This is a genomic window from Bdellovibrio sp. KM01 (genome assembly GCF_013752535.1).
GTDB lineage: Bacteria > Bdellovibrionota > Bdellovibrionia > Bdellovibrionales > Bdellovibrionaceae > Bdellovibrio.
Window position 1 is genome coordinate 1,860,989 of record NZ_CP058348.1, and the last position, 23,169, is coordinate 1,884,157.

Annotated in this window: 25 protein-coding genes; 21 read left to right on the top strand and 4 right to left on the bottom strand. The window is 44.8% G+C overall.

The window, feature by feature from the left end:
• Positions 1–5: 5 nt before the first annotated feature.
• The 12 genes from HW988_RS09100 to HW988_RS09155 all read left to right on the top strand — a co-directional run bounded on the left by HW988_RS09100 (position 6) and on the right by HW988_RS09155 (position 9,125).
• Positions 6–1,613 carry a peptide chain release factor 3 gene (locus HW988_RS09100; protein ID WP_181607375.1) on the top strand — a complete coding sequence of 536 codons (1,608 nt, stop codon included), beginning with the start codon at positions 6–8 and terminating at the stop codon, positions 1,611–1,613.
• A complete protein-coding gene (locus HW988_RS09105; protein ID WP_181607376.1) occupies positions 1,613–2,503 on the top strand; it encodes an ABC transporter ATP-binding protein in 891 nt (296 codons plus the stop codon). Before HW988_RS09100 ends, HW988_RS09105 begins: the two co-directional genes overlap by 1 nt.
• Entirely contained in the window at positions 2,500–3,276 is a 777-nt protein-coding gene (locus HW988_RS09110) for an ABC transporter permease (protein ID WP_255490289.1), read from the top strand. The genes HW988_RS09105 and HW988_RS09110 overlap by 4 nt, the downstream gene beginning before the upstream one ends.
• Positions 3,277–3,370: 94 nt before the next feature.
• Positions 3,371–4,702 carry a signal recognition particle protein gene (gene ffh, locus HW988_RS09115; RefSeq protein ID WP_181607378.1) on the top strand — a complete coding sequence of 444 codons (1,332 nt, stop codon included), beginning with the start codon at positions 3,371–3,373 and terminating at the stop codon, positions 4,700–4,702.
• Between the two features lie 68 nt (positions 4,703–4,770).
• Positions 4,771–5,019 carry a 30S ribosomal protein S16 gene (gene rpsP, locus HW988_RS09120; RefSeq protein ID WP_181607379.1) on the top strand — a complete coding sequence of 83 codons (249 nt, stop codon included), beginning with the start codon at positions 4,771–4,773 and terminating at the stop codon, positions 5,017–5,019.
• A 62-nt stretch (positions 5,020–5,081) separates the two neighbouring features.
• Positions 5,082–5,321, top strand: coding sequence for a KH domain-containing protein (locus HW988_RS09125; RefSeq protein WP_038446499.1), 240 nt, complete (start codon positions 5,082–5,084; stop codon positions 5,319–5,321).
• Between the two features lie 77 nt (positions 5,322–5,398).
• Complete coding sequence (rimM, locus tag HW988_RS09130; protein WP_142700160.1) at positions 5,399–5,911, top strand: ribosome maturation factor RimM; 513 nt, start codon at positions 5,399–5,401, stop codon at positions 5,909–5,911.
• Positions 5,912–6,748 carry a tRNA (guanosine(37)-N1)-methyltransferase TrmD gene (gene trmD / locus HW988_RS09135; protein ID WP_181607381.1) on the top strand — a complete coding sequence of 279 codons (837 nt, stop codon included), beginning with the start codon at positions 5,912–5,914 and terminating at the stop codon, positions 6,746–6,748.
• Positions 6,741–7,322 carry an RNA methyltransferase gene (locus tag HW988_RS09140; protein WP_142700162.1) on the top strand — a complete coding sequence of 194 codons (582 nt, stop codon included), beginning with the start codon at positions 6,741–6,743 and terminating at the stop codon, positions 7,320–7,322. The genes trmD and HW988_RS09140 overlap by 8 nt, the downstream gene beginning before the upstream one ends.
• Positions 7,323–7,370: 48 nt before the next feature.
• A complete protein-coding gene (rplS, locus tag HW988_RS09145) occupies positions 7,371–7,805 on the top strand; it encodes a 50S ribosomal protein L19 (protein ID WP_142700163.1) in 435 nt (144 codons plus the stop codon).
• A gap of 230 nt (positions 7,806–8,035) precedes the next feature.
• Positions 8,036–8,785 carry a ribonuclease HII gene (locus tag HW988_RS09150; protein WP_181607383.1) on the top strand — a complete coding sequence of 250 codons (750 nt, stop codon included), beginning with the start codon at positions 8,036–8,038 and terminating at the stop codon, positions 8,783–8,785.
• Entirely contained in the window at positions 8,667–9,125 is a 459-nt protein-coding gene (locus tag HW988_RS09155) for a YraN family protein (protein WP_181607385.1), read from the top strand. Before HW988_RS09150 ends, HW988_RS09155 begins: the two co-directional genes overlap by 119 nt.
• Before the next feature lie 5 nt (positions 9,126–9,130).
• On the opposite strand, the gene HW988_RS09160 is transcribed toward HW988_RS09155, so the two are convergent.
• Entirely contained in the window at positions 9,131–11,557 is a 2,427-nt protein-coding gene (locus HW988_RS09160) for an LPS-assembly protein LptD (protein ID WP_255490290.1), read from the bottom strand.
• Between the two features lie 136 nt (positions 11,558–11,693).
• Here HW988_RS09160 and HW988_RS09165 point away from each other — a divergent pair, with 136 nt between their 5' ends.
• The gene (locus HW988_RS09165; RefSeq protein WP_181607387.1) at positions 11,694–12,020 is read left to right on the top strand and encodes an STAS domain-containing protein; all 327 of its coding nucleotides are present in this window, start codon (positions 11,694–11,696) and stop codon (positions 12,018–12,020) included.
• A gap of 26 nt (positions 12,021–12,046) precedes the next feature.
• On the opposite strand, the gene HW988_RS09170 is transcribed toward HW988_RS09165, so the two are convergent.
• A complete protein-coding gene (locus HW988_RS09170) occupies positions 12,047–13,168 on the bottom strand; it encodes a hypothetical protein (RefSeq protein ID WP_181607389.1) in 1,122 nt (373 codons plus the stop codon).
• A gap of 141 nt (positions 13,169–13,309) precedes the next feature.
• On the opposite strand from HW988_RS09170, the gene HW988_RS09175 reads away from it, so the two are divergent.
• On the top strand, positions 13,310–13,903 hold the full coding sequence (locus HW988_RS09175) for a hypothetical protein (protein ID WP_181607390.1): 594 nt from the start codon (positions 13,310–13,312) through the stop codon (positions 13,901–13,903).
• Positions 13,904–13,942: 39 nt separating this feature from the next.
• Here HW988_RS09175 and HW988_RS09180 read toward each other — a convergent pair whose 3' ends face one another.
• Positions 13,943–15,151: a DsbA family protein gene (locus HW988_RS09180; protein WP_181607392.1), complete on the bottom strand. Its 1,209-nt coding sequence runs from the start codon at positions 15,149–15,151 to the stop codon at positions 13,943–13,945.
• Between the two features lie 78 nt (positions 15,152–15,229).
• On the opposite strand from HW988_RS09180, the gene HW988_RS09185 reads away from it, so the two are divergent.
• Entirely contained in the window at positions 15,230–16,888 is a 1,659-nt protein-coding gene (locus HW988_RS09185; RefSeq protein ID WP_255490292.1) for a ChaN family lipoprotein, read from the top strand.
• Positions 16,885–17,331 carry a GYF domain-containing protein gene (locus HW988_RS09190; protein WP_181607393.1) on the top strand — a complete coding sequence of 149 codons (447 nt, stop codon included), beginning with the start codon at positions 16,885–16,887 and terminating at the stop codon, positions 17,329–17,331. Before HW988_RS09185 ends, HW988_RS09190 begins: the two co-directional genes overlap by 4 nt.
• Here HW988_RS09190 and HW988_RS09195 read toward each other — a convergent pair.
• Positions 17,324–17,596, bottom strand: a complete 273-nt coding sequence (locus tag HW988_RS09195) for an HU family DNA-binding protein (protein ID WP_142700171.1) — start codon at positions 17,594–17,596, stop codon at positions 17,324–17,326. The genes HW988_RS09190 and HW988_RS09195 overlap by 8 nt on opposite strands.
• 89 nt (positions 17,597–17,685) lie before the next feature.
• On the opposite strand from HW988_RS09195, the gene HW988_RS09200 reads away from it, so the two are divergent.
• The 5 genes from HW988_RS09200 to pyk all read left to right on the top strand — a co-directional run bounded on the left by HW988_RS09200 (position 17,686) and on the right by pyk (position 23,133).
• Positions 17,686–18,411 (top strand): hypothetical protein, encoded by a 726-nt coding sequence (locus HW988_RS09200; RefSeq protein WP_181607395.1) that lies wholly within the window; start codon positions 17,686–17,688, stop codon positions 18,409–18,411.
• A 42-nt stretch (positions 18,412–18,453) separates the two neighbouring features.
• Positions 18,454–19,134: a tol-pal system YbgF family protein gene (locus tag HW988_RS09205; RefSeq protein WP_181607397.1), complete on the top strand. Its 681-nt coding sequence runs from the start codon at positions 18,454–18,456 to the stop codon at positions 19,132–19,134.
• Complete coding sequence (locus tag HW988_RS09210; protein WP_181607398.1) at positions 19,131–19,871, top strand: hypothetical protein; 741 nt, start codon at positions 19,131–19,133, stop codon at positions 19,869–19,871. Before HW988_RS09205 ends, HW988_RS09210 begins: the two co-directional genes overlap by 4 nt.
• Before the next feature lie 96 nt (positions 19,872–19,967).
• Positions 19,968–21,641 (top strand): hypothetical protein, encoded by a 1,674-nt coding sequence (locus tag HW988_RS09215; RefSeq protein WP_181607400.1) that lies wholly within the window; start codon positions 19,968–19,970, stop codon positions 21,639–21,641.
• 4 nt (positions 21,642–21,645) lie between these two features.
• Complete coding sequence (gene pyk / locus HW988_RS09220; RefSeq protein ID WP_181607401.1) at positions 21,646–23,133, top strand: pyruvate kinase; 1,488 nt, start codon at positions 21,646–21,648, stop codon at positions 23,131–23,133.
• Positions 23,134–23,169 lie beyond the last annotated feature (36 nt).

The following is a 23,169-nucleotide window of genomic DNA, read 5'->3' on the forward strand; positions in this document are numbered from 1 at the left end:
TAAGTATGTTAGCGACACCTCAGATTCAAAAAGAAATTCAAAGACGCCGTACCTTTGCGATCATCTCGCATCCCGATGCTGGTAAAACCACGCTGACGGAAAAACTACTTTATCACGGGGGCGTGATCCACGAAACCGGCGAGGTTAAAGGTAAATCAGGTTCTAAAGCTGTGACATCTGACTGGATGGAGCTGGAAAGACAAAAGGGTATCTCGATCACGTCATCTGTAATGACGTTTGATTATAATGATCTGCGTGTGAATCTGCTGGATACTCCGGGACATAAAGATTTCTCTGAGGATACTTACCGCGTATTGATGGCTGTGGATTCTGCGGCGATGTTGATCGACGTTGCCAAGGGTGTGGAAGAACGTACAAAGAAGCTTTACGAAGTTTGTCGTTTACGCAAAATTCCTATTTTCACATTCGTAAATAAGCTCGACCGTGAAGGTAAAGATCCTCTGACATTGATTGACGAAGTTGAAAAAACTTTGAACATGCAATGTTATCCGGTGACTTGGCCTTTGGGTATTGGTCAGCGCTTCCGTGGTATTTACAATCGTCTGACTCAAGAAATCTGGATTTACGATCAACGCCGTGAGGAAGTGGAAGATTATCAAAAAATTCCATTCGTAAAAGGCAAAGACGACCAAATTCTTTATAACTATCTGGATAAGGAATCCGCAGACCAAGTTTTGGAAGAGCTGGATTTGATCGAGAGTGCGCTCCCACCATTTGATGTAAACGAATTCCTGACAGGCCAAATTTCACCAGTGACATTCGGTTCTGCGAAACAAAATTTCGGGGTGGATACATTCCTTCAGTTCTTTACCAAGTACGCTCCGGGACCTCAGGCACGCGTAACTAAAGACGATCAAAAGATGGATCCTTTGGATGCAAAATTCACAGGGTTCGTATTTAAGATTCAAGCCAATATGGATCGTCGTCACCGTGACCGTATTGCCTTTATTCGTATTTGCTCCGGTAAGTTCGAACGTGGCATGAAAGTGCAACACAATCGTTTGGAGCGTGAGCTTCGTCTTTCATACTCGTCGCAATTCGTTGCGGCCGACAAAGAAACTGTTGATGAAGCGTACGCTGGTGACATCGTTGGGGTCGGCGATACAGGAAACTTTGCGATCGGGGATTGCGTTTCTTCCTCTGGAAAAGTGCAATTTGAAGACATTCCGAAATTTGCACCCGAGTTGTTTGGTCGTTTGTCTGTTCGCGATGCTTTGAAACGTCAAAAACTTCAAGAAGCCTTGAAGCACTTGTCCGAAGAAGGTGCGATCCAACTCTTCATCGAACCCCACATTGGTCCACAAGACCCGATCATCGGGGCGGTCGGTGAACTTCAATTCGAAGTTCTTATGCACAGGCTTCAAGATGAGTACAACTTGGAAGTGAAACTGAATCGTCTGCCATACAGCGTGTGCCGTTGGCCGCGGACTGCAGATGGCAAAGCGGTTACTCATCTTAAAGGTGGCGCGAATATGGCGGAAGACCTTATCGGTAATCCGGTGGTGTTGGTGAATCAAGAGTGGGATTTGAACTGGCTGAAACGTGAAAATCCAGATGTGGAATTCCAAACAAGTATTTCGAGAGCTCGTTAATGTTGCCTTTAAAAATTGATAATCTGAAAAAGAAATATCCAGGCGGCCAAGAGGCCGTCAAGGGTGTGAGTTTCGATGTAAAACCAGGGGAGATCTTTGGTCTTCTGGGGCCGAATGGAGCTGGTAAAACCACAATCATCTCGACAATCACAACTCTGGAAGAACCTTCAAGTGGTGTGGTTGAAGTGTTTGGTCAAAACGTGGTGGCAAGCCCGCGTTTTACGAAACAACAATTGGGTGTCGTACATCAGGAAGTCATTACTTCAGGATTTTTCAGCGTTGATGAAATTTTGAATTTTCAGTCGGGCTATTACGGAATTCGTAATAACAAAGACCGTATTGATTTTCTGTTACATAAGCTTTCCCTTTATGAACATCGCCACAAGAAAGTTAAACAGCTCTCCGGTGGTATGAAACGTCGTCTGATGATCGCTAAAGCCCTGGTGCACACACCTCGCTTGCTTTTGCTGGATGAGCCGACGGCGGGTGTGGATATTGGTTTGCGTGAAACCTTGTGGCAGTTCGTACAAGAGCTCCGCAAAGAGGGCATGTCGATTCTTTTAACGACCCATTATCTGGAAGAGGCCGAACAACTTTGTGATCGTATCGGTATCATCAATCTAGGGCATCTGGAAGCCTTGGGTGAAACCAAGGAGCTGGTTCGTAAATACACACAAAAGAAAATTCGTTTAACTTTGTCCGAATCTTTTGCATTCGATACTCAGTATCTGTTCTTCCAGGAGGGCCTGGAGTTCATGTTCATGGTGCCGCCTGGAAAATTAATGGGTGAGTTCCTAAGCGAAATCAAAGTGCCCGTAAATATAATCAAAGACGTGAAAATCGAAGAAGGTAATTTGGAAGAAGCCTTTATGAAGGTGGTGAGCAAATGATGATTCCATTTATCGCTCTTTTTCGCCGTGAAATTGCGCGCTTTTTAAAAGTGATTGTGCAAACGATCGTCACACCTTTTGTTTCATCATTCCTGTATTTGCTTATTTTCGGGGTGTCGTTGGGTGCCACGATGCCGACTCATCAAGGTGTAAAGTATCTTTCATTCTTGATCCCTGGTTTGATGATGATGGGCTTGATGAATAATGCTTTCCAGAATTCGTCTTCTTCGATTGTTTCGTCGAAGTTTTCAGGCGACCTGGAAGATCTGCGCGTGGCTCCGATCAGTAATCAGGAAATTATCTGGGCCATGAGTCTTGCAGCCTTAGTTCGCGGCTTTATCGTGGCGCTGATTACTTATATCGTAGGCTCCGTTTTCTGTTGGTATCAGCAGGGCGAGATTCTAACGATTGCTCATCCGCTGTATGCGATTTTCTTCGTTATTGTTGCGGGATTGATTTTCGCTCTGTTGGGAATTTCCGTCGCATTCTGGGCGACAACGTTTGATCAGCTTTCAGCATTTTCGGCATTCATTTTGTTACCTCTGACATATTTAGGGGGGGTGTTCTTGTCTATCGATCACTTGCATCCATTCTGGCAGATGCTTTCAAAAATGAACCCGTTGCTTTATTTGATCAATGGTCTTCGTTACGGCGTGATTGGAGTCAGTGACGTGGGGATGGAAGTCGCAGTGCCGGTTTCGGTTCTGGGATTTATTGTGTTCTATGGCCTGGCAAATTTTAGCCTCAAACGCGGGTCATTCCAGCGTTGGTAGCGTGATTTCGACAAGTTGACGCTGATTGTAAAACTGAGTTCTTTGTGAATCAGCGTCTCTTGGGTTAATTAATTCGATCATTCGGAGAAATACGATGTTTGAAAACTTATCTGATAAAATTATGGCGTCCCTTAAAAAGGTTCGTGGTCAAAACAAGATCACGGAAGCCAACATCGAAGATGTTATCAAAGAGATCCGTTTAAGCTTCCTGGAAGCTGACGTGAATTTTAAAGTCGTAAAAAACTTTGTTGATCGCGTAAAAACCAAAGCACTGGGTGCGGATGTTCTTCAGAACGTAAACCCAGGTCAGCAATTCGTAAAAATCGTGCATGATGAATTGGTGCAAACCTTGGGTGGCGGCGCCGTTGATATCAATGTGCGTGAAAACCCAAGTGTTATTTTCATGGTGGGTTTGCAAGGTGCGGGTAAAACCACATCCTCTGCGAAATTGGCTCTTTATATCCGTCAGAAATTAGGCAAAAAGCCAGGTTTGATTCCAGCGGATATCTATCGTCCTGCGGCGATCGATCAGCTTCAAACATTGGGTAAACAAAACAACATCCCAACATTTCCAACTCCCATTGGAATGAAACCAGAAGAGATTCTGGAAAAATCCAAACAATGGGCAAAAGACAATATGATCGACGTAGTTATCGTCGATACTGCCGGTCGTTTGCAGGTTGATGATGAATTAATGGGTGAGCTAGGTCGCCTGAAAGACATCTGGGCTCCACAAGAAATCTTGTTGGTTGCGGATGCCATGCTGGGGCAGCAGTCCGTGAACGTCGCAGAGGGCTTCCACAAGCGTTTAAATCTGACCGGTCTTGTTCTTACTAAAGTAGACGGTGACGCCCGTGGTGGTGCTGCCTTGTCAATTCGTGAGGTTACTGGCATCCCTATTAAATTCCTGGGGGTGGGCGAGAAGGTGAATGCTCTTGAAGTGTTTCATCCGGATCGTCTGGCAGGTCGTATTCTGGATATGGGTGACGTTCTTTCTTTGGTGGAAAAAGCCGCTGAGGTGATGGACGAAAAGGCGGCTCGCGAGTCTGCTAAGAAGATGATGAAGAATGAATTTACCCTGGATGACTTCCTGGGGCAGATTCAGCAGCTTAAAAAGATGGGTGGCTTTGAGACTATCTTGAAATTTTTACCGGGCATGGGTGAGATTTCAAAACAGCTTAAAAATATGACCCCTCCGGATAATGAGATTAAAAAAATTGAGGCGATCATTCGTTCGATGACGATCCAAGAACGTAATAACCATAAGATTCTTAACGCTTCGCGCCGTACGCGTATTGCTAACGGTTCGGGGACTCAGGTTTCTGACGTAAACAAGCTGATTAAGCAGTTTGAGGACGCTAAGAAGATGATGAGCGGGATGATGAAAATGGGCATGGGTCGTGGTGGGATGAAGTTCCCATTTTAAGGCTTGATATTTTATTTTAAACACAGTACACACTTGAGCTTACTGTTTTGAACAAGAGGTTTAGAAAAATGGCAGTTGTAATTCGTTTGGCTCGTATGGGCGCTAAGCATGATCCTAAATACCGCATCACTGTTGCGGATTCTCGTCGCTATGTTACTGGTAAATTCCTTGAGATCCTTGGTGTTTACAATCCAACTCCACGCGGTAACGACAAAAAAGTCGATCTAGATCTAGCAAAAGTAGATGCTTGGATCAAAAAAGGTGCACAACCTACTGACCGTGTGAAACACGTTATTAAGTTGGCCCAAGGTAAATAAATAGTTGGCATCTGAGTGATATGCGATAAAATATCACTTAGATAACTGCTGTTGGGGGTAATATGGATAGCTTGAAAGACCTCGTTGAATTCATGGCGAAGTCCCTTGTTGATAAGCCTGAGAATGTTGAAGTGGATGAAATTCCAGGTCAGCAAACGACTCTACTTGCTCTTAAAGTAGATAAAGAAGATCTTGGTAAGGTTATCGGTAAACAAGGTAAAACTGCAGCTGCGATGAGAACAATCATCCGCGCGGCAGGTACTAAACTGAATAAACGCTATCACTTGGATATCGTTGAATAGTATTCAGACATATTAAATTTTAGATTCTTAGGGAAGGGGTTGTGTTACACAACCCCTTTCTGTTTCTTGAGGTACTTATGAAATTGGTTGGAAAAGTCAGAGAAGCCCATGGTTTGAAGGGTGATCTTTATGTTCTTATTTTCTCAGGCGAGATCGCTTGGGCAAAACGTATGAAGAAATTCGTTCTTCAAGGTAAAGATGGTTCTACAAACGAATACACTGTTGAGCGCACCAAACCGTTCAAAAAAGGTTTGATCGTGAAAGCCGCTGAGATCGCAGATCGCACGGCCGCTGAAGGTGTTGAGCACATGGAATTCTTGATCGAAGAAGACCTGATGGTTTCTAAACCTGGCGAGACTATCTATCTTGCTGAAATCAAAAATTTCAAATTGAAAGACACTGAACAAAATATTCTGGGCGAGATCGTGGATTTTTCCAGCAATGGTGTTCAAGATCTTTTGGTCGTGGAAGCGAACGGCAAAAAAGTTGAAGTTCCTTTCGTTGATGCCTTCATCAAAAAAATCGATTTCAAACACCAAGCTGTGGTGATGGACCTACCAGAAGGCTTGTTCGACCTAGAGAACGCGTAAATGCTCAAAGTCGATGTGATCACTCTTTTCCCAGAGATGATTGAGAACGCCGTATCTTACGGCGTTCTGGGGCAGGCTCTAAAGAGTGATCGACTGGCCGTTGCAACTCACTCACCTCGTGAGTTCGCGGCAGATCGCCACAAAACTGTGGATGATCGTCCCTTCGGTGGTGGCGACGGCATGATCATGCTGGCAGAGACATTGGAAAAAACTATTCAAAAAGTGAAACATAAAAATTCAAAGGTGATCTATATGTCTCCGCAAGGAGAAGTGCTCACTGATGAAAAGGCCCGTGTACTGGCCAAAGAAGAACATCTGGTTCTGATCTGTGGTCGATACGGCGGGATCGATCAACGCATTATAAACTCTTACGTCGATGAAGAGATCTCCATTGGGGATTACGTCTTGTCAGGCGGGGAGCTGGGCGCATTGGTCGTGGTGGATGCGTTATCGCGCTTTATTCCCGGAGTTCTGGGGCATAATGAAAGCTCTGATAAAGATAGCTTCTCCGAGGGTTCTGGGGGGCTGCTGGAACATCCAAACTTTACTCGCCCGCGTGAATTTCTAGGTATGGCGGTTCCGGAAGTTTTATTGGGTGGGAATCACAAATTGATCGGGGAGTGGAAGGACAAAGTTTCGGCTTTGGTCACTTTAGTTAAGCGGCCCGATTTATTTCAAGCGTACCTGGAAAAAGAGAACGAGCAGTATCGCTTGCTTAAGAAAAAGAAAAAAGAAGCTCCGCTAAAAGAGCTTAAAAAATTTTGGATGAATTTGTCTGAGCAGGAGCGCCAGTCTTTGGGGCTTGCTGCACTCAGTGAGGAAGACTTCAATGGCTGAAAACTCTGTCTATGTTCCACGTCTGGCAATCGGCCTGGTTCATTACCCGGTTCGCGACCGTCAGAACAAAACGGTCGCGACTAACATCACGAATTTCGATATTCATGACATTGCGAGAGCGGCTCAAACTTTCGGAGTGGAAAAATATTACATTATCCATCCGATGCAAGAGCAGCTAATGTTCGTAGACCGCGTTCTGGATCACTGGAGAACGGGGCAAGGTTCCAAGTTCAACCCGATGAGAAAAACGGCGCTAGGGACGGTTAAAGCGATTGAGAGCGTTGAAAAGGCTCTGGAAGACTGGAATACACCTGAGACCCTACTTATTTCGACTTCAGCTCGAGATGAGGGCTTGAAAAAATACTCGTTTAGCGAGCTGCGTCACGAAATGCACGTAGAAAAAAAGCCCGTATTCATGTTATTTGGTACTGGCAACGGCATGACTACAGAGCTTCTAAGATCCTGCTCCGGCGTTTTAGAAAGCATCCGAGGGGCTCCGCCCCAGGACTACCGCCATCTCTCTGTGAGATCGGCAGTAAGTATCTGTCTTGACCGCGTAATGGGTCCATGGTAGACCCTTGTTTTACTTTTTGAAAATCTGATTGGCATAAGGGACTAAGCAATGGCTAAAGCTGCAAAAAAGACTGTTAAAACTAAGACTGTAAAAGCTAAATCTGATGTTAAAGAAACGAACCTAGTTCGTCGCGTAAGCATCAAGGCTGCTAACAAAAGCATCCAAGCTTTCGATTCTGGAGACACTGTTAACGTATACGTAAAAGTAAAAGAAGGCGAAAAAGAACGCGTTCAGCTTTACAAAGGTATCGTAACTAAAATCCAAGGTGCGGGCGCTGCGAAATCTTTCACAGTTCGTAAAATCTCTGCAGGTGTTGGCGTTGAAAGAACTTTCCCGTTCAACTCTCCAGCTTTGGATAAAGTTGAATTGGTTAACGTAGGTAAAGTACGTCGTTCTAAACTTTACTTCCTTCGCAAACTTTCTGGTAAAGCTGCGAAAATTGAATCTGAATTGGTAACTCAATCTGCAACTGCAGCTGAGTAGTTCTGATTTAAATTTCTATAAATGAAATTTCAAAAAACCTGATTCTAACGAGTCAGGTTTTTTTGTTTCAGGCTCCTGCCTTCAACCCCTTGGGGGCTGGCGCGAAAAAATCCCTTCCTGGGATTTTTTGTTTTTTGCGCAGACTGTTTTGAAGTGACCAGCTAAATCGGCTCTGTCTAAAATCACCGTGCTTTAACTTTTTAAGCATTGAGCAGCGGGATAAGACAGCCATGGCAAAAACTAAATCAGCAAAATCTAAGAAGACGTTGAAAGCTGCAAAGGCAAAACGTCCAGCGATCAAGTATGCGGCGGCAGGGAAATCTGCGAAGTCTGTGACTGTGGTTAAGGCAAAAAAGGCGACGAAGCCTAAAAAGAATCTGGATCTTCCAAAAGTGGAATGGAGAGATTTTTCTCCCACTCCGGTAATTGGCGTTGATGAAGTAGGTCGCGGTTGTCTGGCGGGCCCCGTGTATGCGGCTGCGGTAATTTTTGAGTCGGAAGATCTGCAGGATCTGGTGACGGATTCAAAGCTTTTGTCCGAAGAGCGTCGTGAAGAGCTCGCGAAACTTATTAAAGAAAAACATAAAGTCGGCATCGGCTCTGCAAGTGTCGAAGAGATCGATGAACTGAATATCTTGCAGGCATCTTTGCTTGCGATGAAGCGCGCGATTGAAGCACTGGGTGTGACTTCGGGGCATGTATTGGTTGATGGAAATCAAAAGATCCCGAATCTGAATGGCTTTCATCAAACAACCGTGATCAAAGGTGATTTGCGTGTGGCTCCGATTTCTGCGGCATCGATTGTTGCGAAGGTAACTCGTGACAACTTGATGAAAGATTTGGGAGTGAAATTTCCAGTTTATGGCTTCGAAGGACACAAAGGTTACTCAACACCAGTGCACAAACAATCCATCGTCGAGCACGGACCGTGTGATCATCACCGCAAGTCCTTCGCCGGAGTTAAAGAATACGTCCGTTAAAAAAGCTTACTGGGCTCACGAACGCGGAGTTCAGTCTGAAGAATTTGTCTCCAAGTACTATATCAATCGAAATTATCAGTTACTTAAACGGCGTGTGAAAACGCCGTTCGCGGAGATCGATTTGCTCTTTCGAACTCCTGACCGAAGAAATCTTTTAATGGTCGAAGTTAAGACGGCCAATCAAACAACATTTTACAATGCACGAATATCGCCGCGACAAAAATTTCGCTTAAAAGGAGCCGCTGTGTTTTTAGCCGCGCGATTCAATTGCCTGGTCGAGGTCCATTGGGCCTTCGTTACTCGATTTGGGGAAGTCACCATCATAGACGATGTAACATAAATTTTCTAGAAACCGAATTGGTCCAAGGCTTCTGGTGGCATTGGTGGTTTTGGTGTTCCGTCGAAGTTGAACTCGGCACTAAGGCGCAAGTTGGTGTCACCACCGGTAACTTGGTCTTGAATCAATGTGATCATCCAACAATCGCCGGGCGGTTTAAATTGAGCGATGTAGGCCCAAGACTTTGGATTATCAGTACTTCCGCGCGCATTCGCATCGTAAACCAAGCGACCCATTAGATTCACATAACGAGAAATAAAGCCGGCGGAGAAAGCCCAGTCTTCGGTGCGCGTTGTTGGGTCCACGGGTTTGCCTGGAGAAATTTTGTACTGCTTGGTTAAAGCGACTTGTGCGAATTGACCCATATCATTCAAGACACGCACTCGTGAAGAGGCGTTGGTGACGCCGTGATAAGGATAGTAATTGAAGATAGAATATGTCTGGAAGCGCGCTAAACGCACATCCAGCGTCGCACTTAAGTCAGACCAGGGCTCACCCTGCGCTTTGTTGTTTTGAGTGCCGTCATAGGATTGCGCGAGTTTCAAGTAACCGATCTGTTGATATTCGGGACGGTCACTCAGCCAGGTTTTTCGGATGATTTTATTCGTTAAGGCAAATGTTACCAGATTTCGATCATACACGCGGTCCGTATAGTCGAACTGCAAGCCGTAATCAGATGCTAAGTCCAAGTCGGAGATGGAATCAGTCGAAGTGTAGGGCGCATCATTCACTTTACCTTGGCCATAAAAAGGATGCGTCCCTTGATCAATCCAAGGAATATTGGTGTAAGAAATCTCAGGAATAATTTCGTGTTTAAAGCGAGTGGCTTTAGAGTCCACTTGATCGCCGTAAATACGACTGAAATCCATGCGACCGGTAAGCTCGGTGCGGGCGTATCTGCGCACGTAATTTTTTTGATCGCTGACTTCGAAATTATAATGTGTCTCGCGGTAGCTTACTCGTGGTAGGACGTCGATACCGTCAGACACTTTGATCGGATAAGAAAGTGTCGGCAAGAAATCCAAACGTTGACCGGTACGAATAAGATCTGTTGATGGGTCATAATTGCCGTCGTACTTTTTTTGACAACCAGGAGTGTCTGACCATTGGGGAGTTCCGCAGGTGCTGTCGACATAGCGGATTTTGTTTCCGTTCGCATCGACACCATAAACCATGTCGTCATAGGCCTGTCCACTGCGTGCGAAATTCACATAGTCCAAATTAATTGTGTAAACGAAATTTGTCTCGCCAATGTTTTTTTCAACCTGCGACCAGCGGATTTCCGGCAAGCGGTGAACGGCATCTTCATTTCCAGCCAAAGGATCCGCTTGTAAAATATTGTAATAGTAAGACGTATCGACACTGGTGTGAGTATCTTTGGTATTTTTTGTCACCGACACACGACTTTCCATCGCCGAGTCACCGTGATTCATCGTTTCCAGAGGGAAATCTTTTGGATATTGAAGGTCACTCGCCAGGTTTACGCTGGCACGGTGAACATAATCGTTGGGCATCGTTTGGTAGTGATCGTATTTAACATACCAACGCTCAAGCGGCGTATTTTTATCGGCCGGGGAGCGATAGTCATTAAGGCGCGAATCGTGACCGAAAGCGCTATCGTAAAGTGTGGCTGTATTTAAAATACCGCCACTGTCTTCGTTCAAAGCATAGCGGTACTCGAGCATTCCTTTAAGACCACGCTTTTCGTAGTTCTTAAGAGTGATCGTGGCATCGGTGTTACGAGAAATTGCCCAGAAATACGGTTGGTAGAATGTAAAACCCCCGTTATCAGACAACTCGAAGCCGGGAGTCAAAAGACCTGTTTGACGGTCACTCTTTAAGGGAACAACCAGGTAAGGAAACCAGAAGACGGGAATATCAGAAACTCTTAAGATCGCATTCTTGATGTAAGCATAGCCACCCATTTCAGCGCGAACTGTCGATCCCGAAAAACTCCAGGAAGCGGGACAGTTTGTACAAGTCGTATAGTCGGCGTTACTAACGATAAATTCCTGATCGCCGGTTTTTTCTAAAACAGTTCCAGAAAACGCCACGGGACCCGATGAAACATAACCATTGTAAATGATGCCGGTGTTGTTTTCGTAATCAAGATTGATGTGGGAGCCAGCGATCGTGTTTTTCATGTCGCTGATTTCTACATTGCCCATGAGTTCTGCGCGATGAGTGCGAAGGTGAACGACGGCTTTGTCGGAGCGGATATGTTGCCCTTGATAAACGATCTGTACATTGCCTTCAAGTTCAACCGTTTCGCGCTCGTTATCGCGGAACATGCTATCAGCATTCAGCATTATGCCCTGAATTTTTGCAGCGGGTGCTGTCGGTGATGCCCCCGGGGTTGGTGTTGGTGTAGGAATCGGATCCATAGCCAAAGCCGTGGATGACGTCACCAAAGACAGGAATATTGATAAAAACAAGATGAACCAACGTAGATGCACCAAACTATGGTAGGGAGTCTTTAGCCCTTTGTCGAGCTTGAAATTTGGACTCAAAACGGCATGGAAATGCGCCGTTAAGTTAGAACCTGATCAGTGAAGAAGAAGGGACTATTTCATGGATTTGAAACTCGTTTTAGACGGGGATATTACTATTATTTCTTTGAGCGGCCGCATTGAGATCGAAAAAGCTCAATCATTCAAAAAAGCCTGCTTAACTGCTTTCGCCGACAAAAAAGTCGTCTTTTGCATGAAGAATTTAAATTTCGTCGGATCCTCGGGGATTCAGTCATTTTTCGGGCTGTTAAATGAAATGAATGAAACCAAGCAATTGAATGTAAAAATCGCGGGATTGAATCCAGATTTCCAGCGCCTTTTTGCATTTTCTCAGTGCCCGGCGCTGGAAGTTCATGAAAGTATTGAAGGCGCTCTACAAAGTTTCTAGGTCCGTCGCCGTAGCGACGGCGGAAGTTATTCCTGTTTACGCATATCGTTTAATTTCTGACTTAACTCAAGGTTCAAGCGCTCCAAAGCAGCGGCTGCAGCCTTGAGTTTTTCATTTTCTTCGTTTTTAGCATTCCACATATAACGAAGACTTTCGAGTTGCTCGAAATACTGGCGATTTTCTTTTTCCAGTTTTTGAATCGACTCTTGATCTTGCACCACGCGGATTTGTAAGTCGGCATGCTCAACACCTAGTTTTTGATTCTGACGCGTAAGCTCGCTCATACGCTCTTGTTGGCGCGTGATTTCTTGCTCCAGACGGTGGCGAATTTCCTCTTTGCTACGACGAACAACAACCAGCTCATTTTCAAGCGTATCTTGGCGTTCTAGCGCCGAGTGAAGTTTTGCGGTCTTCACTTCAAGATCTTCTTGAGCTTGATGGAGGACCTGAAGTTCTTTGCTCATGCTCGCGATCTGGTCTTCATAATGTTGAACCATTTCTTGAGCTTTTTTATCAGAAGTTTCGACCTGGTAGCGCGCATTCTTGGTAACTTCAATCACTTGATGGCGAAGGTCGCGTAGTAATGCCTCGTTGTGATTTAAGCTGGATTCAAGTTCTGAAACACGAGCATCCTGAGCTGCTGAATATTCTTTCAGTTGCTGAATGTAGGGTTTCACCTGAGTTTTGATGCGATCATGATATTTCTCATGGCGGACGATATCCGCTGTCATCGCTCGGACTTTTTGCTCGAGGGCACGCATTTTTTCTGCCTGAATTTCTTTTTCGCGCTCGATTTGGTCAACCTTGTGTTTCCACATGTTGTCTTTTTCGCGCCAAACAAGAATCTGATCCGTTACGGATGACTGTGACAGGCGAGCTTTTGCACTTTCTTCGCTAAGACGTTGATTTTCATTCTCCAGCAAAGAGAGTCGGCGAATCGCAACTTTAAGTCGCGCCATCAAATCTTCATTCTGGGAAATAAGGTTTTCCACAGTTGATGATTTCAAAATCTCTTTTGGTAAATGACTGACGTCAGCTCTTTTGGGAAGCTCGTCGGGAAGTGGAATAGGAGCGACCCTGGGCTGGTGTTGCTCAAATTCAAAGTCTAAATGTGCTAATTTCGCGCTCTGGAATTGTTCGGTGTCCATAGCCCTCCTCCATGAAGTCTAGGTCGCCCTAAATCCAGTTTCTCAGCCTGAGACAATTCCGTCAAACCAAAGGCTTAAGACTAGACCAAGATCTCGTGAAATAGGCTTTATGGTTTGAAAGTAAAGTCCGAAAAGTAATCCATGGCAGTTCCAGCATTAAAAGACAATGCCGCTGTGGCATCAGAAATTAAGAAGATCGATGACGCTGGCCTATTTGATATGGGCAAGGTGGATAGTTCTGAGTTGGGAAGTCCTGAGTCTTTCCGCTATAAAATTCTGACATTGGTGTTGGGCGAAAGATACGATCGCGCGATCGAAGAGTTGAAAGACTTTTTGGAGGAGCCGTCGGAATATCCAGACTTTAAAGGTAAGATCACGAGGTTCATCCATCACGGTATTGATTTGATTTATGCGATCAAAGCTAAACGTGGTTTTCCGGGGATTAATTCTTTGACCCGCGCTAAGCAACAAGAGCTTCGCGAGAAATTTAAAGAACACTTTAAAGAGCTTCAGTATATCCTTAAAACCATTGAAAAAATTCAGACCGATCTGCGTATTGCGGATGCTCGTTCTACGATTTATGTGGTGCGCGCGCTGTGTGCAGCGGCCTTGGGGATTGTTATTTTGGCGTTTTGGTTGGATATCGTTCATGGTCTCGCGCAGACGAGCGTGGTTGTCTTTGATGATGCCTTCGGGCGGCTAGCAAACTGGCTGGTTGAGCTCGTCGGTCTTTAATGAAAAAAGCCACTTTCAAAGTGGCTTTTTTGTTTTCTATTACTTTTTAATAGTTCTGTAAACTTCTTCTAGGATCGGTTTGGATTGGCCGCCGCTGAGAAGCTTTCCGTTAACAAACACCGTTGGTGTCCCTTGTATTTGAGCATCGCCGCCTTCTTTAGCCATGGAGGAGATCATCTCTTTTGTTGCTGGGTCGTTTACGCATTTTTTCAGATCTTCTAAAGGAATTCCAACCTTTGTAGCGATTTGCTCAAGCATTTTGTCGATCAATTGAAGCTTGTACATCTCCATTTGGTTTTCGAAAACAAAGTCATGAGCTTCCCAGCCTTTTTTAGCAATCTGCTCAGAGCACATGACGGAAGCTGCCAGTCCGCAGCGTACGCCATCTCCGCCGCTCCCTTGCATCGCAGGGTTGCAAGTTGGATCAAGTGGGAATGGTTTGAAAACCAATTTTACGTCTGGGTGTGCTTTTACGAAGGCGTGAATTGGAGGAGCTGCGTCTTTGCAATGTGGGCAAAGGAAGTCTGCAAACTCAACAATCGTCATTACGGCTGGTTCTGTTCCTGTTTGCAGGACAAGGCCCTTCGCAATATCAAATTTTTGCTCTGGTGATGGAATCCAAGAACGTACTTTGTCTTGAGTCATTTTTTGTAAATCACCGAAGCCTTGGCTTTCCATGTACATTAGGTTTGCAACAAAGGCGAAGACCGGGATGCAGATCAAAGAGCCTAAGATCCAGCGATCCGTTACGAAAATGTCCTTAATATCCTCAGTCAGGTTGCGAGCTGATAGGTTTTCAGCGCCTTTAAGTGCGCCGACGAAAGTGATGATTGAAAGTACGTAGGTACCGATGCAAACCAGGCAGTATGCTGTCATCGCAGTCGCGGAAATCAAGCCCATGATAACTGAACCCAAAAGGACCAGGCTTGCCATCAAGAATGTATAGCGTGAAGTTTTCTCTGGATCTTGAGTTAGATTCCAACGAGTTACGCTTAAAAGGAAAAGTAAAATAACATTTGTTACCAAGCCCCAAAGTGCAACGGGGATTCCCAGGAATGAAGCAAACTTGCTGGCTGTCACTGTGTCGCAATTAAATGTTGCGCTGACATTACAGAAAGAGGTTCCAGTCAAAGTCCCGAACTTAACCGCATAAAAGTGTTGAGTCAGAAAAGCATGGCAGCCTATCGCGATCAAAGTTGCCAAAAGAGCGACAGTAAGGAAGACGTTTTTGTTCGAAGTTTGTTTCATGCCTTATTCAATCTTAGATTCGTGTTTGAAATCAATAAATTTTATGTAAAAATTGAAGGGCTATCAAGGAAGACAGCTTTGAACGACATACAGAAGTGGATACGCATTCGTAAAGATCTCTATTTGCAAATGGAGAAACAAGTCCGTCATCGCCTGGGGGAAGATACCCCAGAGTTGATGCGTTATCATAAGACCTATCAAGGTGAATTTGCCCGGAAATGGCAGCCAGCCGCGCCTGTGGATTTGTGGGAGCAGATTGCAAATTCTCAAGTGGTTCTCATGGGGGACTTTCATGCTCTTCATCAGTCACAAAAAGCTCAGCTTCGTGTCTTAAGAAATATTCCTAAGGAACGTAAGACGGTTTTGGCTGTGGAATTTTTTGATGCTGCTGACCAGCCGAAAATTGATAAATTTATGCAAGGCAAGATGTCCGAAAAGGATTTCTTAAAAGCCATCAAATGGGAAACCCGCTGGGGTTTTCCATGGGAGCACTATCGCCCCCTTTTGCGTCATGCTCAGAAACATAAGATTTCCGTGTATGGTCTTAATAAGTCCTTCGCAAAGCGAAATGCCACGACATTGAAATCGCGGGATGTTTTTGCTGGTAAAAAAATTGCTGAACTGACCAAGGCTCATCCGCAGAGTTTGATCTTTGTGATTTACGGCGATTTGCATTTGGCGTCGGCACACATTCCCGCAGAAATTCAAAAAAATCTGGGCAAGCCGTTTTCGAAAAATGTTCTTAGCATCTTTCAAAATGCGGAAAAAATCTATTTCCAGCTGTTAAATCAAGGCGCCGAGGGAAATACCGACCTCATTCGTATTAATCGCAACACCTTTTGTCTGATGAGTGTTCCGCCCTGGGTGAAATGGCAAAACTATTTGATGTATCTAGAGCAAACTTACGACGAGGGTTTGCAATTCGAAAGTGAAGACGACGATGATGATTGGGATGACGAGGATTCTGATTTTGAACCGTTGGATTTCACGGATCACATTGGCCGCTATGTAAGGATCATGGCCGAGGAGTTGGATTTGGATGTGTCTTTGTCGGCTTTGTCGGTTTACTCTGCCAATGATGATTCCTTTTGGACTCAGGTGCGTGAACATTATGATGCGAAAAAGCAAATGTGGATTCAGCGTTTGATCGAGGATGAGTCCTCTTTCTATCTGCCTGAAATCAGCGCGGCTTATCTGGCGCGGGGGACGGTGAATCACGCGTCGACCTTGGCGATGCAGTACATTCATGCGCAGGTGAGCGAAAGTAAGCAGTTGTTTTCGGAAATGCCGCAGGATTTTCTGCGGTGGATTTGGATGGAAGCGGTTGCTTACTTTGGCTCGAAGATGATCAACCCAAAAAGAAAGACAGACACCATTGCGGATATTAAGGCCAGTTTGGTGCATAAGGATTCGTCTGATATTGGTAAAGAGGCTTTGCAGCTCGCTCTTGCGCAGAAAATGCATGAGTTGATGGTGATCACGGGAGTTCCGGAGCATAAGCTTCAGGCCAAACCTCGTCGCAAAGCGAGCTATATGGTGGCCGCGACTTTGCTTGGTGGCATGATGGGGGAGCGTCTTTTCTTTGGCTATCAAAAGAAGCTTTTAAAGGCCTCTACGATGGCGTCTTTCATGCGAAAACCTATGGATAATAAAAACTTCGAAGTGGCGTATTACGGGATATTGGAAGTGGTTGAGTCTTTGCCAACCCCGTTTCACAGTAAAAAGGAAAAGCTATGAAAAAAAACTGGTTTCGCAGCATTCAATTAAAACCCGTAGGTCCGTTCAGTCTGGAAGAGATGCGCGCCTTTATTCATCGTGGTGAAATTGGTTTGCTGGATTTAGTTTTGGATGAGAGTCAGGGTGACGTTTGGAAGCCGGCGGCCGAATGGGGTGCTTTTGAGTTGTCATTGTTCCCTGCGGCTCAATCATTTATTCCTGGAATGGAGCTTGATGAAAACGTCCCGGAATGGGTGGTTTTGGTGGAGCAAAAAGGTTCCGCTCCGCTTCAGGAAGGTCCTTATTCCATTGCTAATATTAAAAATGGAATCCGTTCAGGAAAATTCTCACCCTATCAGCATATTTGGAAAAGCGGATTGAGTGGCTGGTGTCAGGTCAAGGATCGCCCTGAATTTTACGCGTCAATTACGTCAGAACAGTTAAGTCCTGAAGGAACTAATTAAGAGCGTCTTTAAGATCTTTACCTGGTTTAAAGCGGGGAACGTGGGCACTAGGGATTTTCACCACTTGGCCTGTTTTTGGATTGCGACCCTGGCGAGGCTTGCGAGTGGCTTTAGAGAACGTTCCAAAGCCCACAAGTTTTACTTCGTCACCCTTTTTTAAGGCTTCTTGAATTACACGAAGGGTAGCGTCAAGGATATTTTCTGATTGAGCTTTCGTAGATTTTGTACGTTCAGCGATGATTTCGATCAGTTGAGCTTTGTTCATTGCCAATATCCTTTAGAGTGCAGGGGATGAACACTAAGTTTTGCTAAGAAAATGGTCAAGTTAAAATTAGAAATGGGGAGAGTTTTTCGATGAAGAATTTGTTTCGTACCTTAGTCATTTTGTTGTTTCCATTGACTTTATCTGCACAGCAAAAAGTTGCTGCTCAGCTGTATGGTTTGAAGTCAGAACGAAAGCAAAAGCTCTATGACTTGGTCGTTGATTTTTCTCAACAGGGGAAGGAAATCCTTGTGCAGAGCGATTTTCGTGACACGGATGGGAAAACTGTCGTTGCAGAAAAAGGTGTTGTCGCGGGCGATAAGATTCTCCGTTATGAAATTGTAAGGTCGCAGACTTCCGAGAAGGGCACCATCGTTGTTGATAACGAGAAAATCAAATTCGAATACGAAGGCGCAGATGGAAAGAAAAAATCAGCTGAAGAAAAAGCCAAGGGGTTGATCGTTTGTTCTTCCAGCTTTGCTTTATTCGTTAAGTCCCATTTCGAGCAATTGAAAAAAGGCGAAGACATCGGCATCCGTTTTGCGGTGTGGGATCGTTTGGAAACTGTCGGGTTCACTCTTCGTAATCTTGGCGTCAAAGAAATTGATGGTGAAAAAATGATGGAAGTGCAGATGAAGCCGACAAGTTTTGTGATTGCTGCTTTAGTCGATCCCGTGCACTTCTGGTTTGCTGAAAAAGACCAAAATTTGCGAGTGATGAAGGGCCGTGTGGCTCCGAAGCAAATGAAAGATGGTAAGTGGAAAGACCTCGATGCAGAGGTTGTCTATACTATGGTCCAGCCCGTAGTCTCAAAATAATACAGTCTCAATTTTTGCCTGTTTCCCGCCGATAAGTGGGGCATGAAGAATCAGAACTCTCTCTTTGTAGTTTTCTGTTTGTGCCTCACGATCGGCATCGTTGCGGTCTATGGAGTGCTTGTTGGGCACTTTAACGGTCATCAGAAATATGAAATTCAAATCTCCGCTCTCAATAAAAAAGTTGAGAAGGAGCAGTTTAATAATTCTTTGTTAAGTTATCAACTTAAGGATTTTCAGCAAACTGTTGCGCAAGTCCTTCCGGATAATAAAACATTGCAGGCAAAGCTTGAAATAAGCAATCTGGCGTCTGCAGTTCGCTCTCCTGCCAGTGAATCCGCTATTGATCTGTCACCCATCATTTTTGAGCGTGCTAAGAAATACTTCACTCAGCAAAGCTATGATAAAGCCATTAAAGAATTCAACAACTTGCTGGATAAATATCCACTGAGTTCTCACGGTGTTGAGGTGCACTTTTTCATTGCTGAAAGTTACTTCCTGAAAAAGGATTTCCGTAATTCTTTGGCGACTATTGATGATATGGTGACTCAGTATCCAGACAATGACCTGACAGGTTTCATTTTACTTCGCATGGGGCAGATCAGTGAAATCAATAATCAGGTGGATGAGGCCTCTGAGGTTTATAACACTGTTCTAAAAAACTTCAAAAACGAAGATCTTCGTAAGCAAGCCCGTAAGCTTGCTCAAAGCGTGGAATTTAGATGATGAAGAAGGTTCTTCAGATTCTTCTTTTTGTGATGGCGTTTCAGATGGAGGTTCGAGTTCGTGCCTCATCAGATACGTTGCAACAGCCTTCAGGTTGTTTGAAATCTGCTGATAGCTGTGCGCTTCACGTCCTGGGTTCTCCATTTCACTTAAAACAAGAAGAGCTGGAGCTGCACTCTGCTGAAGGCTCGACATTGATGCGTCTGTCGCAGGATCAATGGCGTTTGGTGAAAGGTGTGTTGTGGGTAGAGGAAGCTCCGCAAGTGACTGTGGAGACGCCGTATGCAACGGCGAAGGCTGCTTATGGTCAGTACTGGTTGATCGACCGTGGTGAGAAACTTGTGATTCGAAATATTGATGCCGAATTAAATGTTGTCCTAAGGGACGGCAAAAAGTTGGAAGTCCCTGCGGGTTTTGAATTCTGGGTGTCTGGAATCAACTCTAAAGGGAAAAACGAATATGGAATGATCCGGACCGTCGACATGAAAGATCACCTGGTGCTTTGGAATAAATTGTTTAAAGGCACCAAGGAGCAATTTAAGACAGAAGCGACTGAGCTTCGGGAAAAATGGAAAGATCTGGCAGAGCGTGGTGGCAGTCTTTATGAAAAGATAGCCCTTCGTCAGATCGCGTCCATCCAAGAGAGTCATCGAATTGAAGCCGAGAAAAAGCGCCAAGCCCAAGTGGAGCGACAGAAAGTCCGTGAATTAATGTACAAACGGGCTTTCGATAGATAATTCCTTTAAAACCTAGGTCCTGATTTCCGCTCTGAAACCCGAGTCCTGAAGTTTCTTCCAGCTGTACATGCTATTCTGCAGGCTGGGAGGATAAGGATGTCTTCTATTTCATCAGACCGCTCGCGCCAGGACGAAACAATCAGACAGACTCGTGAAGAGTATGAAAATCGGGAAACCGAGAATGCCAAGCGCCGCAATGCGGAAATCAAGCGCCTTGAAAAACGCTATCATGACGATGTCAAAGCCATCACGGATAGTTATGAAAGCAAGCTAGATACGTTGAATCAACGCAATCGTGATTTGTTGACGGAGAAAGACTTCGACAACAATCGTAAGATTGATGAAGTTCGCAATACCTATCGCGAATCTTTGCGCAATAAAACAGAAGAAGCCTATAATGACCGCGCTTTGATGCGTGAGTCGTATGAAGCCCAAATTGATAAGCAAAAAAAGGTCAATGAATCCCAGAAAGATAATCTGGCGGGGCAGTTGACTACTGAAATCAAAAACCGTGACGATCAAATGCAGCGCATGAGTAATGAAAATCGCCAGCGTGCACGTGAGGACGTGGCAAAAAATTCGCGTCGCCTGAATGATGCTCATGAAAAAGAGAGAGACGCTATGGCGAGCTCTCATCAGCAAGAGCTTGCGACAAAAAATCGTGCGACGAATGAGATGCGTAAGGCCTATGAGTCTCGCTTGAAAGAAAGCGAACGCATGCGCAATGATCAAAAAGAAGGTCTTCAGCAGAAGATCGCGGATATCATTACGAACGATAAGGAAATGTATTCTGATAATTTGAACATGAAACAGGAAGTGATGAACTCCGAGTTGAATCGTGTTCGGGATAAGTATCAAAATACTTTGGAGAACAAAATGCAGTCTATCGACGGGCAGAATGCGGAGTTCCGTGATACGGTGAATGATCGTATTTCGACTCAAGTTCGCTCTCGAGATTCTCAAATTCAGCGTCTGAATAGTCGTTTGAATAATGAGATGGCTAAGAATGAAAAACTGCGCGGGATTGAGAGAAAAAATCTGACTCAAGCCTATGAAAAGCAGATGGACATTGTCGAACAACGTCGTGAAGACGCGGTGAATGATATGCGTGCCTTATCAAATGAGCGCATTGACAAAATGAATCAAAAAAATCAGCAGCTTTTGCACAATGTGGACCGTGAGTATCAATCTCAGGCGAATGTTACGAATTCGCGAATGTCAGCGGATCGTGAGATGATGAAAGCAACTCACGAGGATCAAATGATCCAGGTGAATAACTCTGCTGAAACACGTGTTAAAAAGATCACGGATCTTTCCAATAAAAATGCAAAAAAATTAGGCGAATATTATGGTAGTTCCTTAGATCAAATGGAAGAGAACTATAATCAACGCATGGAAGGTCAGCGTCAGCGTTTTACAGAGGACCAAGTGGCTAACAATAAAGCTATGACGGAGCGTTTCCGTGGTATGGAGCAGAGCTTCAATGCGAAGCTTGAGCAAACTGTGAAGACATACGAGGACAAATTGGCTTCGATGAAAGACAACCAAGATCGTGAAATCAAGCGTCTTGAAAAGTTGTATTCACAGCGTATGCAAGATCAAGGCAAGGCGAGTAAGAATGAGAAAGATTCTGTGGCCATGCAATATGAAGCGAAGCTTGCGCAACTCAGTGAGTCGCACAACGATCAGATTGAGAGAATGAATAGACGTCACCAGGAGGATATGCAAAACTTGTCTGTAAAGATGAGTTCATACTCTAGGAAGGCATAGGTTCATGCTAGCAGATCGACGAGCGAAAATTGTGGCGACCATTGGGCCGTCAACTCGTGATGAGAAAAATCTAGAAAAAGCAATTAAGGCGGGCATGAATGTGGCTCGCCTTAACTTTTCCCACGGTGCACATGAGGATCACCTGAAGGTGATCCACTCACTTCGTAAACTTTCAAAAGAGTTGAAGGCGCCGGTTACAATCCTTCAGGATTTACAGGGACCGAAAGTTCGAGTTGGTAAAATTGAAGGCGGGAAGATTGAGATTAAACCCGGCGAGAAATTTACTTTCACGACAGCGCCTGTTTTAGGTCGTCAGGGCTTAATCCCATCTGATTTTAAAGAACTACCACTGGCTTGTACTCCAGGCACGCGCATCCTTTTGGATGACGGCTTGATGCAAGTGGAAGTGTTGCAAGTTCGCGGTGACGAAGTAGATGTTGTCGTTATCGACGGCGGTATCTTGAAAGATCGCAAAGGCATGAATTTGCCCGGCGTGAATCTGCCTGTGGATCCGATGACGCCGAAAGATTTGGAAGATCTTGAATTTGGTATTGCGAATAAAGTGGATTATATCGCTTTAAGTTTTGTGCGTCATGCACGCGATATTCGCAAGCTTCGTGAAATTATCGAAGCTCGTGGTTCCCAAGCCAAGATTGTCGCTAAAATCGAAATGATCGAAGCTATCGAAAACTTGGAAGAGATCTGCCGTCTTTCAGACGCCGTGATGGTGGCTCGCGGTGACTTGGCAGTTGAAGTCGGTCAAAGCCGTTTGCCGGGCTTCCAAAAGCGTATTATCAATGTATGTAACCAATTGGGTCGTCCTGTTATTACAGCAACGCAAATGTTGGAGAGCATGATTGAAAACCCTCGTCCAACGCGCGCAGAGATCACTGACGTGGCGAATGCGGTTTTGGATGGTTCAGATGCCCTGATGCTTTCTGCAGAGTCTGCAAGCGGTAAGAACCCGTTTAAAGCGATTCGCACTATGCATGAGATCATTCTGGAGGTTGAGCGCAACGAAGAGGAATACTACAAAATTTCCTTGGACAGCGAATTCCTAAGTACACCTGCATCGATCGCAGCCAGTGCTTCATTGAGTGCTTTGAAATTAAATGCAACGGCAATCATCTGTCTAACCAGCACAGGTAAAACTGCCAGCATTATTTCTTCATTCCGTCCTAAGGCTCGGATCATCTCGGTAACTCAGCACCATGAGGTTTTGAACTCTCAGGAATTAAACTGGGGTATTCAAACACATGCAATTAAGCCATACAAAAACATGGAGGACATCTTGTCTGAAGTGGATCGCTTATTGGTGACTCACGGTTTGTCGAAAACGGGCGACAAAGTTATCGTCACTTTGGGGCAACCGATTGCGAGTGGTGTGAAGACAAACTCTTTGTATGTTCATACAGTGGGCGGAGAAGAATTGACGAAACTTCCGGACGAGCAATTGCCACTGCGTTGTCAGGCGGATCCAAATATCGATTAGATTTCTTTTGAAAATTAAGAATAAAAAAAAGCCCTG

Bases quoted from the DNA above. Each gene is read 5' to 3' on its own strand.
- HW988_RS09100 (WP_181607375.1), top strand. From the start codon at position 6: ATGTTAGCGACACCTCAGATTCAAAAAGAAATTCAAAGACGCCGTACC.
- HW988_RS09105 (WP_181607376.1), top strand. From the start codon at position 1,613: ATGTTGCCTTTAAAAATTGATAATCTGAAAAAGAAATATCCAGGCGGC.
- HW988_RS09110 (WP_255490289.1), top strand. From the start codon at position 2,500: ATGATGATTCCATTTATCGCTCTTTTTCGCCGTGAAATTGCGCGCTTT.
- ffh (WP_181607378.1), top strand. From the start codon at position 3,371: ATGTTTGAAAACTTATCTGATAAAATTATGGCGTCCCTTAAAAAGGTT.
- rpsP (WP_181607379.1), top strand. From the start codon at position 4,771: ATGGCAGTTGTAATTCGTTTGGCTCGTATGGGCGCTAAGCATGATCCT.
- HW988_RS09125 (WP_038446499.1), top strand. From the start codon at position 5,082: ATGGATAGCTTGAAAGACCTCGTTGAATTCATGGCGAAGTCCCTTGTT.
- rimM (WP_142700160.1), top strand. From the start codon at position 5,399: ATGAAATTGGTTGGAAAAGTCAGAGAAGCCCATGGTTTGAAGGGTGAT.
- trmD (WP_181607381.1), top strand. From the start codon at position 5,912: ATGCTCAAAGTCGATGTGATCACTCTTTTCCCAGAGATGATTGAGAAC.
- HW988_RS09140 (WP_142700162.1), top strand. From the start codon at position 6,741: ATGGCTGAAAACTCTGTCTATGTTCCACGTCTGGCAATCGGCCTGGTT.
- rplS (WP_142700163.1), top strand. From the start codon at position 7,371: ATGGCTAAAGCTGCAAAAAAGACTGTTAAAACTAAGACTGTAAAAGCT.
- HW988_RS09150 (WP_181607383.1), top strand. From the start codon at position 8,036: ATGGCAAAAACTAAATCAGCAAAATCTAAGAAGACGTTGAAAGCTGCA.
- HW988_RS09155 (WP_181607385.1), top strand. From the start codon at position 8,667: ATGGCTTCGAAGGACACAAAGGTTACTCAACACCAGTGCACAAACAAT.
- HW988_RS09165 (WP_181607387.1), top strand. From the start codon at position 11,694: ATGGATTTGAAACTCGTTTTAGACGGGGATATTACTATTATTTCTTTG.
- HW988_RS09170 (WP_181607389.1), bottom strand. From the start codon at position 13,168: ATGGACACCGAACAATTCCAGAGCGCGAAATTAGCACATTTAGACTTT.
- HW988_RS09175 (WP_181607390.1), top strand. From the start codon at position 13,310: ATGGCAGTTCCAGCATTAAAAGACAATGCCGCTGTGGCATCAGAAATT.
- HW988_RS09180 (WP_181607392.1), bottom strand. From the start codon at position 15,151: ATGAAACAAACTTCGAACAAAAACGTCTTCCTTACTGTCGCTCTTTTG.
- HW988_RS09190 (WP_181607393.1), top strand. From the start codon at position 16,885: ATGAAAAAAAACTGGTTTCGCAGCATTCAATTAAAACCCGTAGGTCCG.
- HW988_RS09195 (WP_142700171.1), bottom strand. From the start codon at position 17,596: ATGAACAAAGCTCAACTGATCGAAATCATCGCTGAACGTACAAAATCT.
- HW988_RS09200 (WP_181607395.1), top strand. From the start codon at position 17,686: ATGAAGAATTTGTTTCGTACCTTAGTCATTTTGTTGTTTCCATTGACT.
- HW988_RS09205 (WP_181607397.1), top strand. From the start codon at position 18,454: ATGAAGAATCAGAACTCTCTCTTTGTAGTTTTCTGTTTGTGCCTCACG.
- HW988_RS09210 (WP_181607398.1), top strand. From the start codon at position 19,131: ATGATGAAGAAGGTTCTTCAGATTCTTCTTTTTGTGATGGCGTTTCAG.
- HW988_RS09215 (WP_181607400.1), top strand. From the start codon at position 19,968: ATGTCTTCTATTTCATCAGACCGCTCGCGCCAGGACGAAACAATCAGA.
- pyk (WP_181607401.1), top strand. From the start codon at position 21,646: ATGCTAGCAGATCGACGAGCGAAAATTGTGGCGACCATTGGGCCGTCA.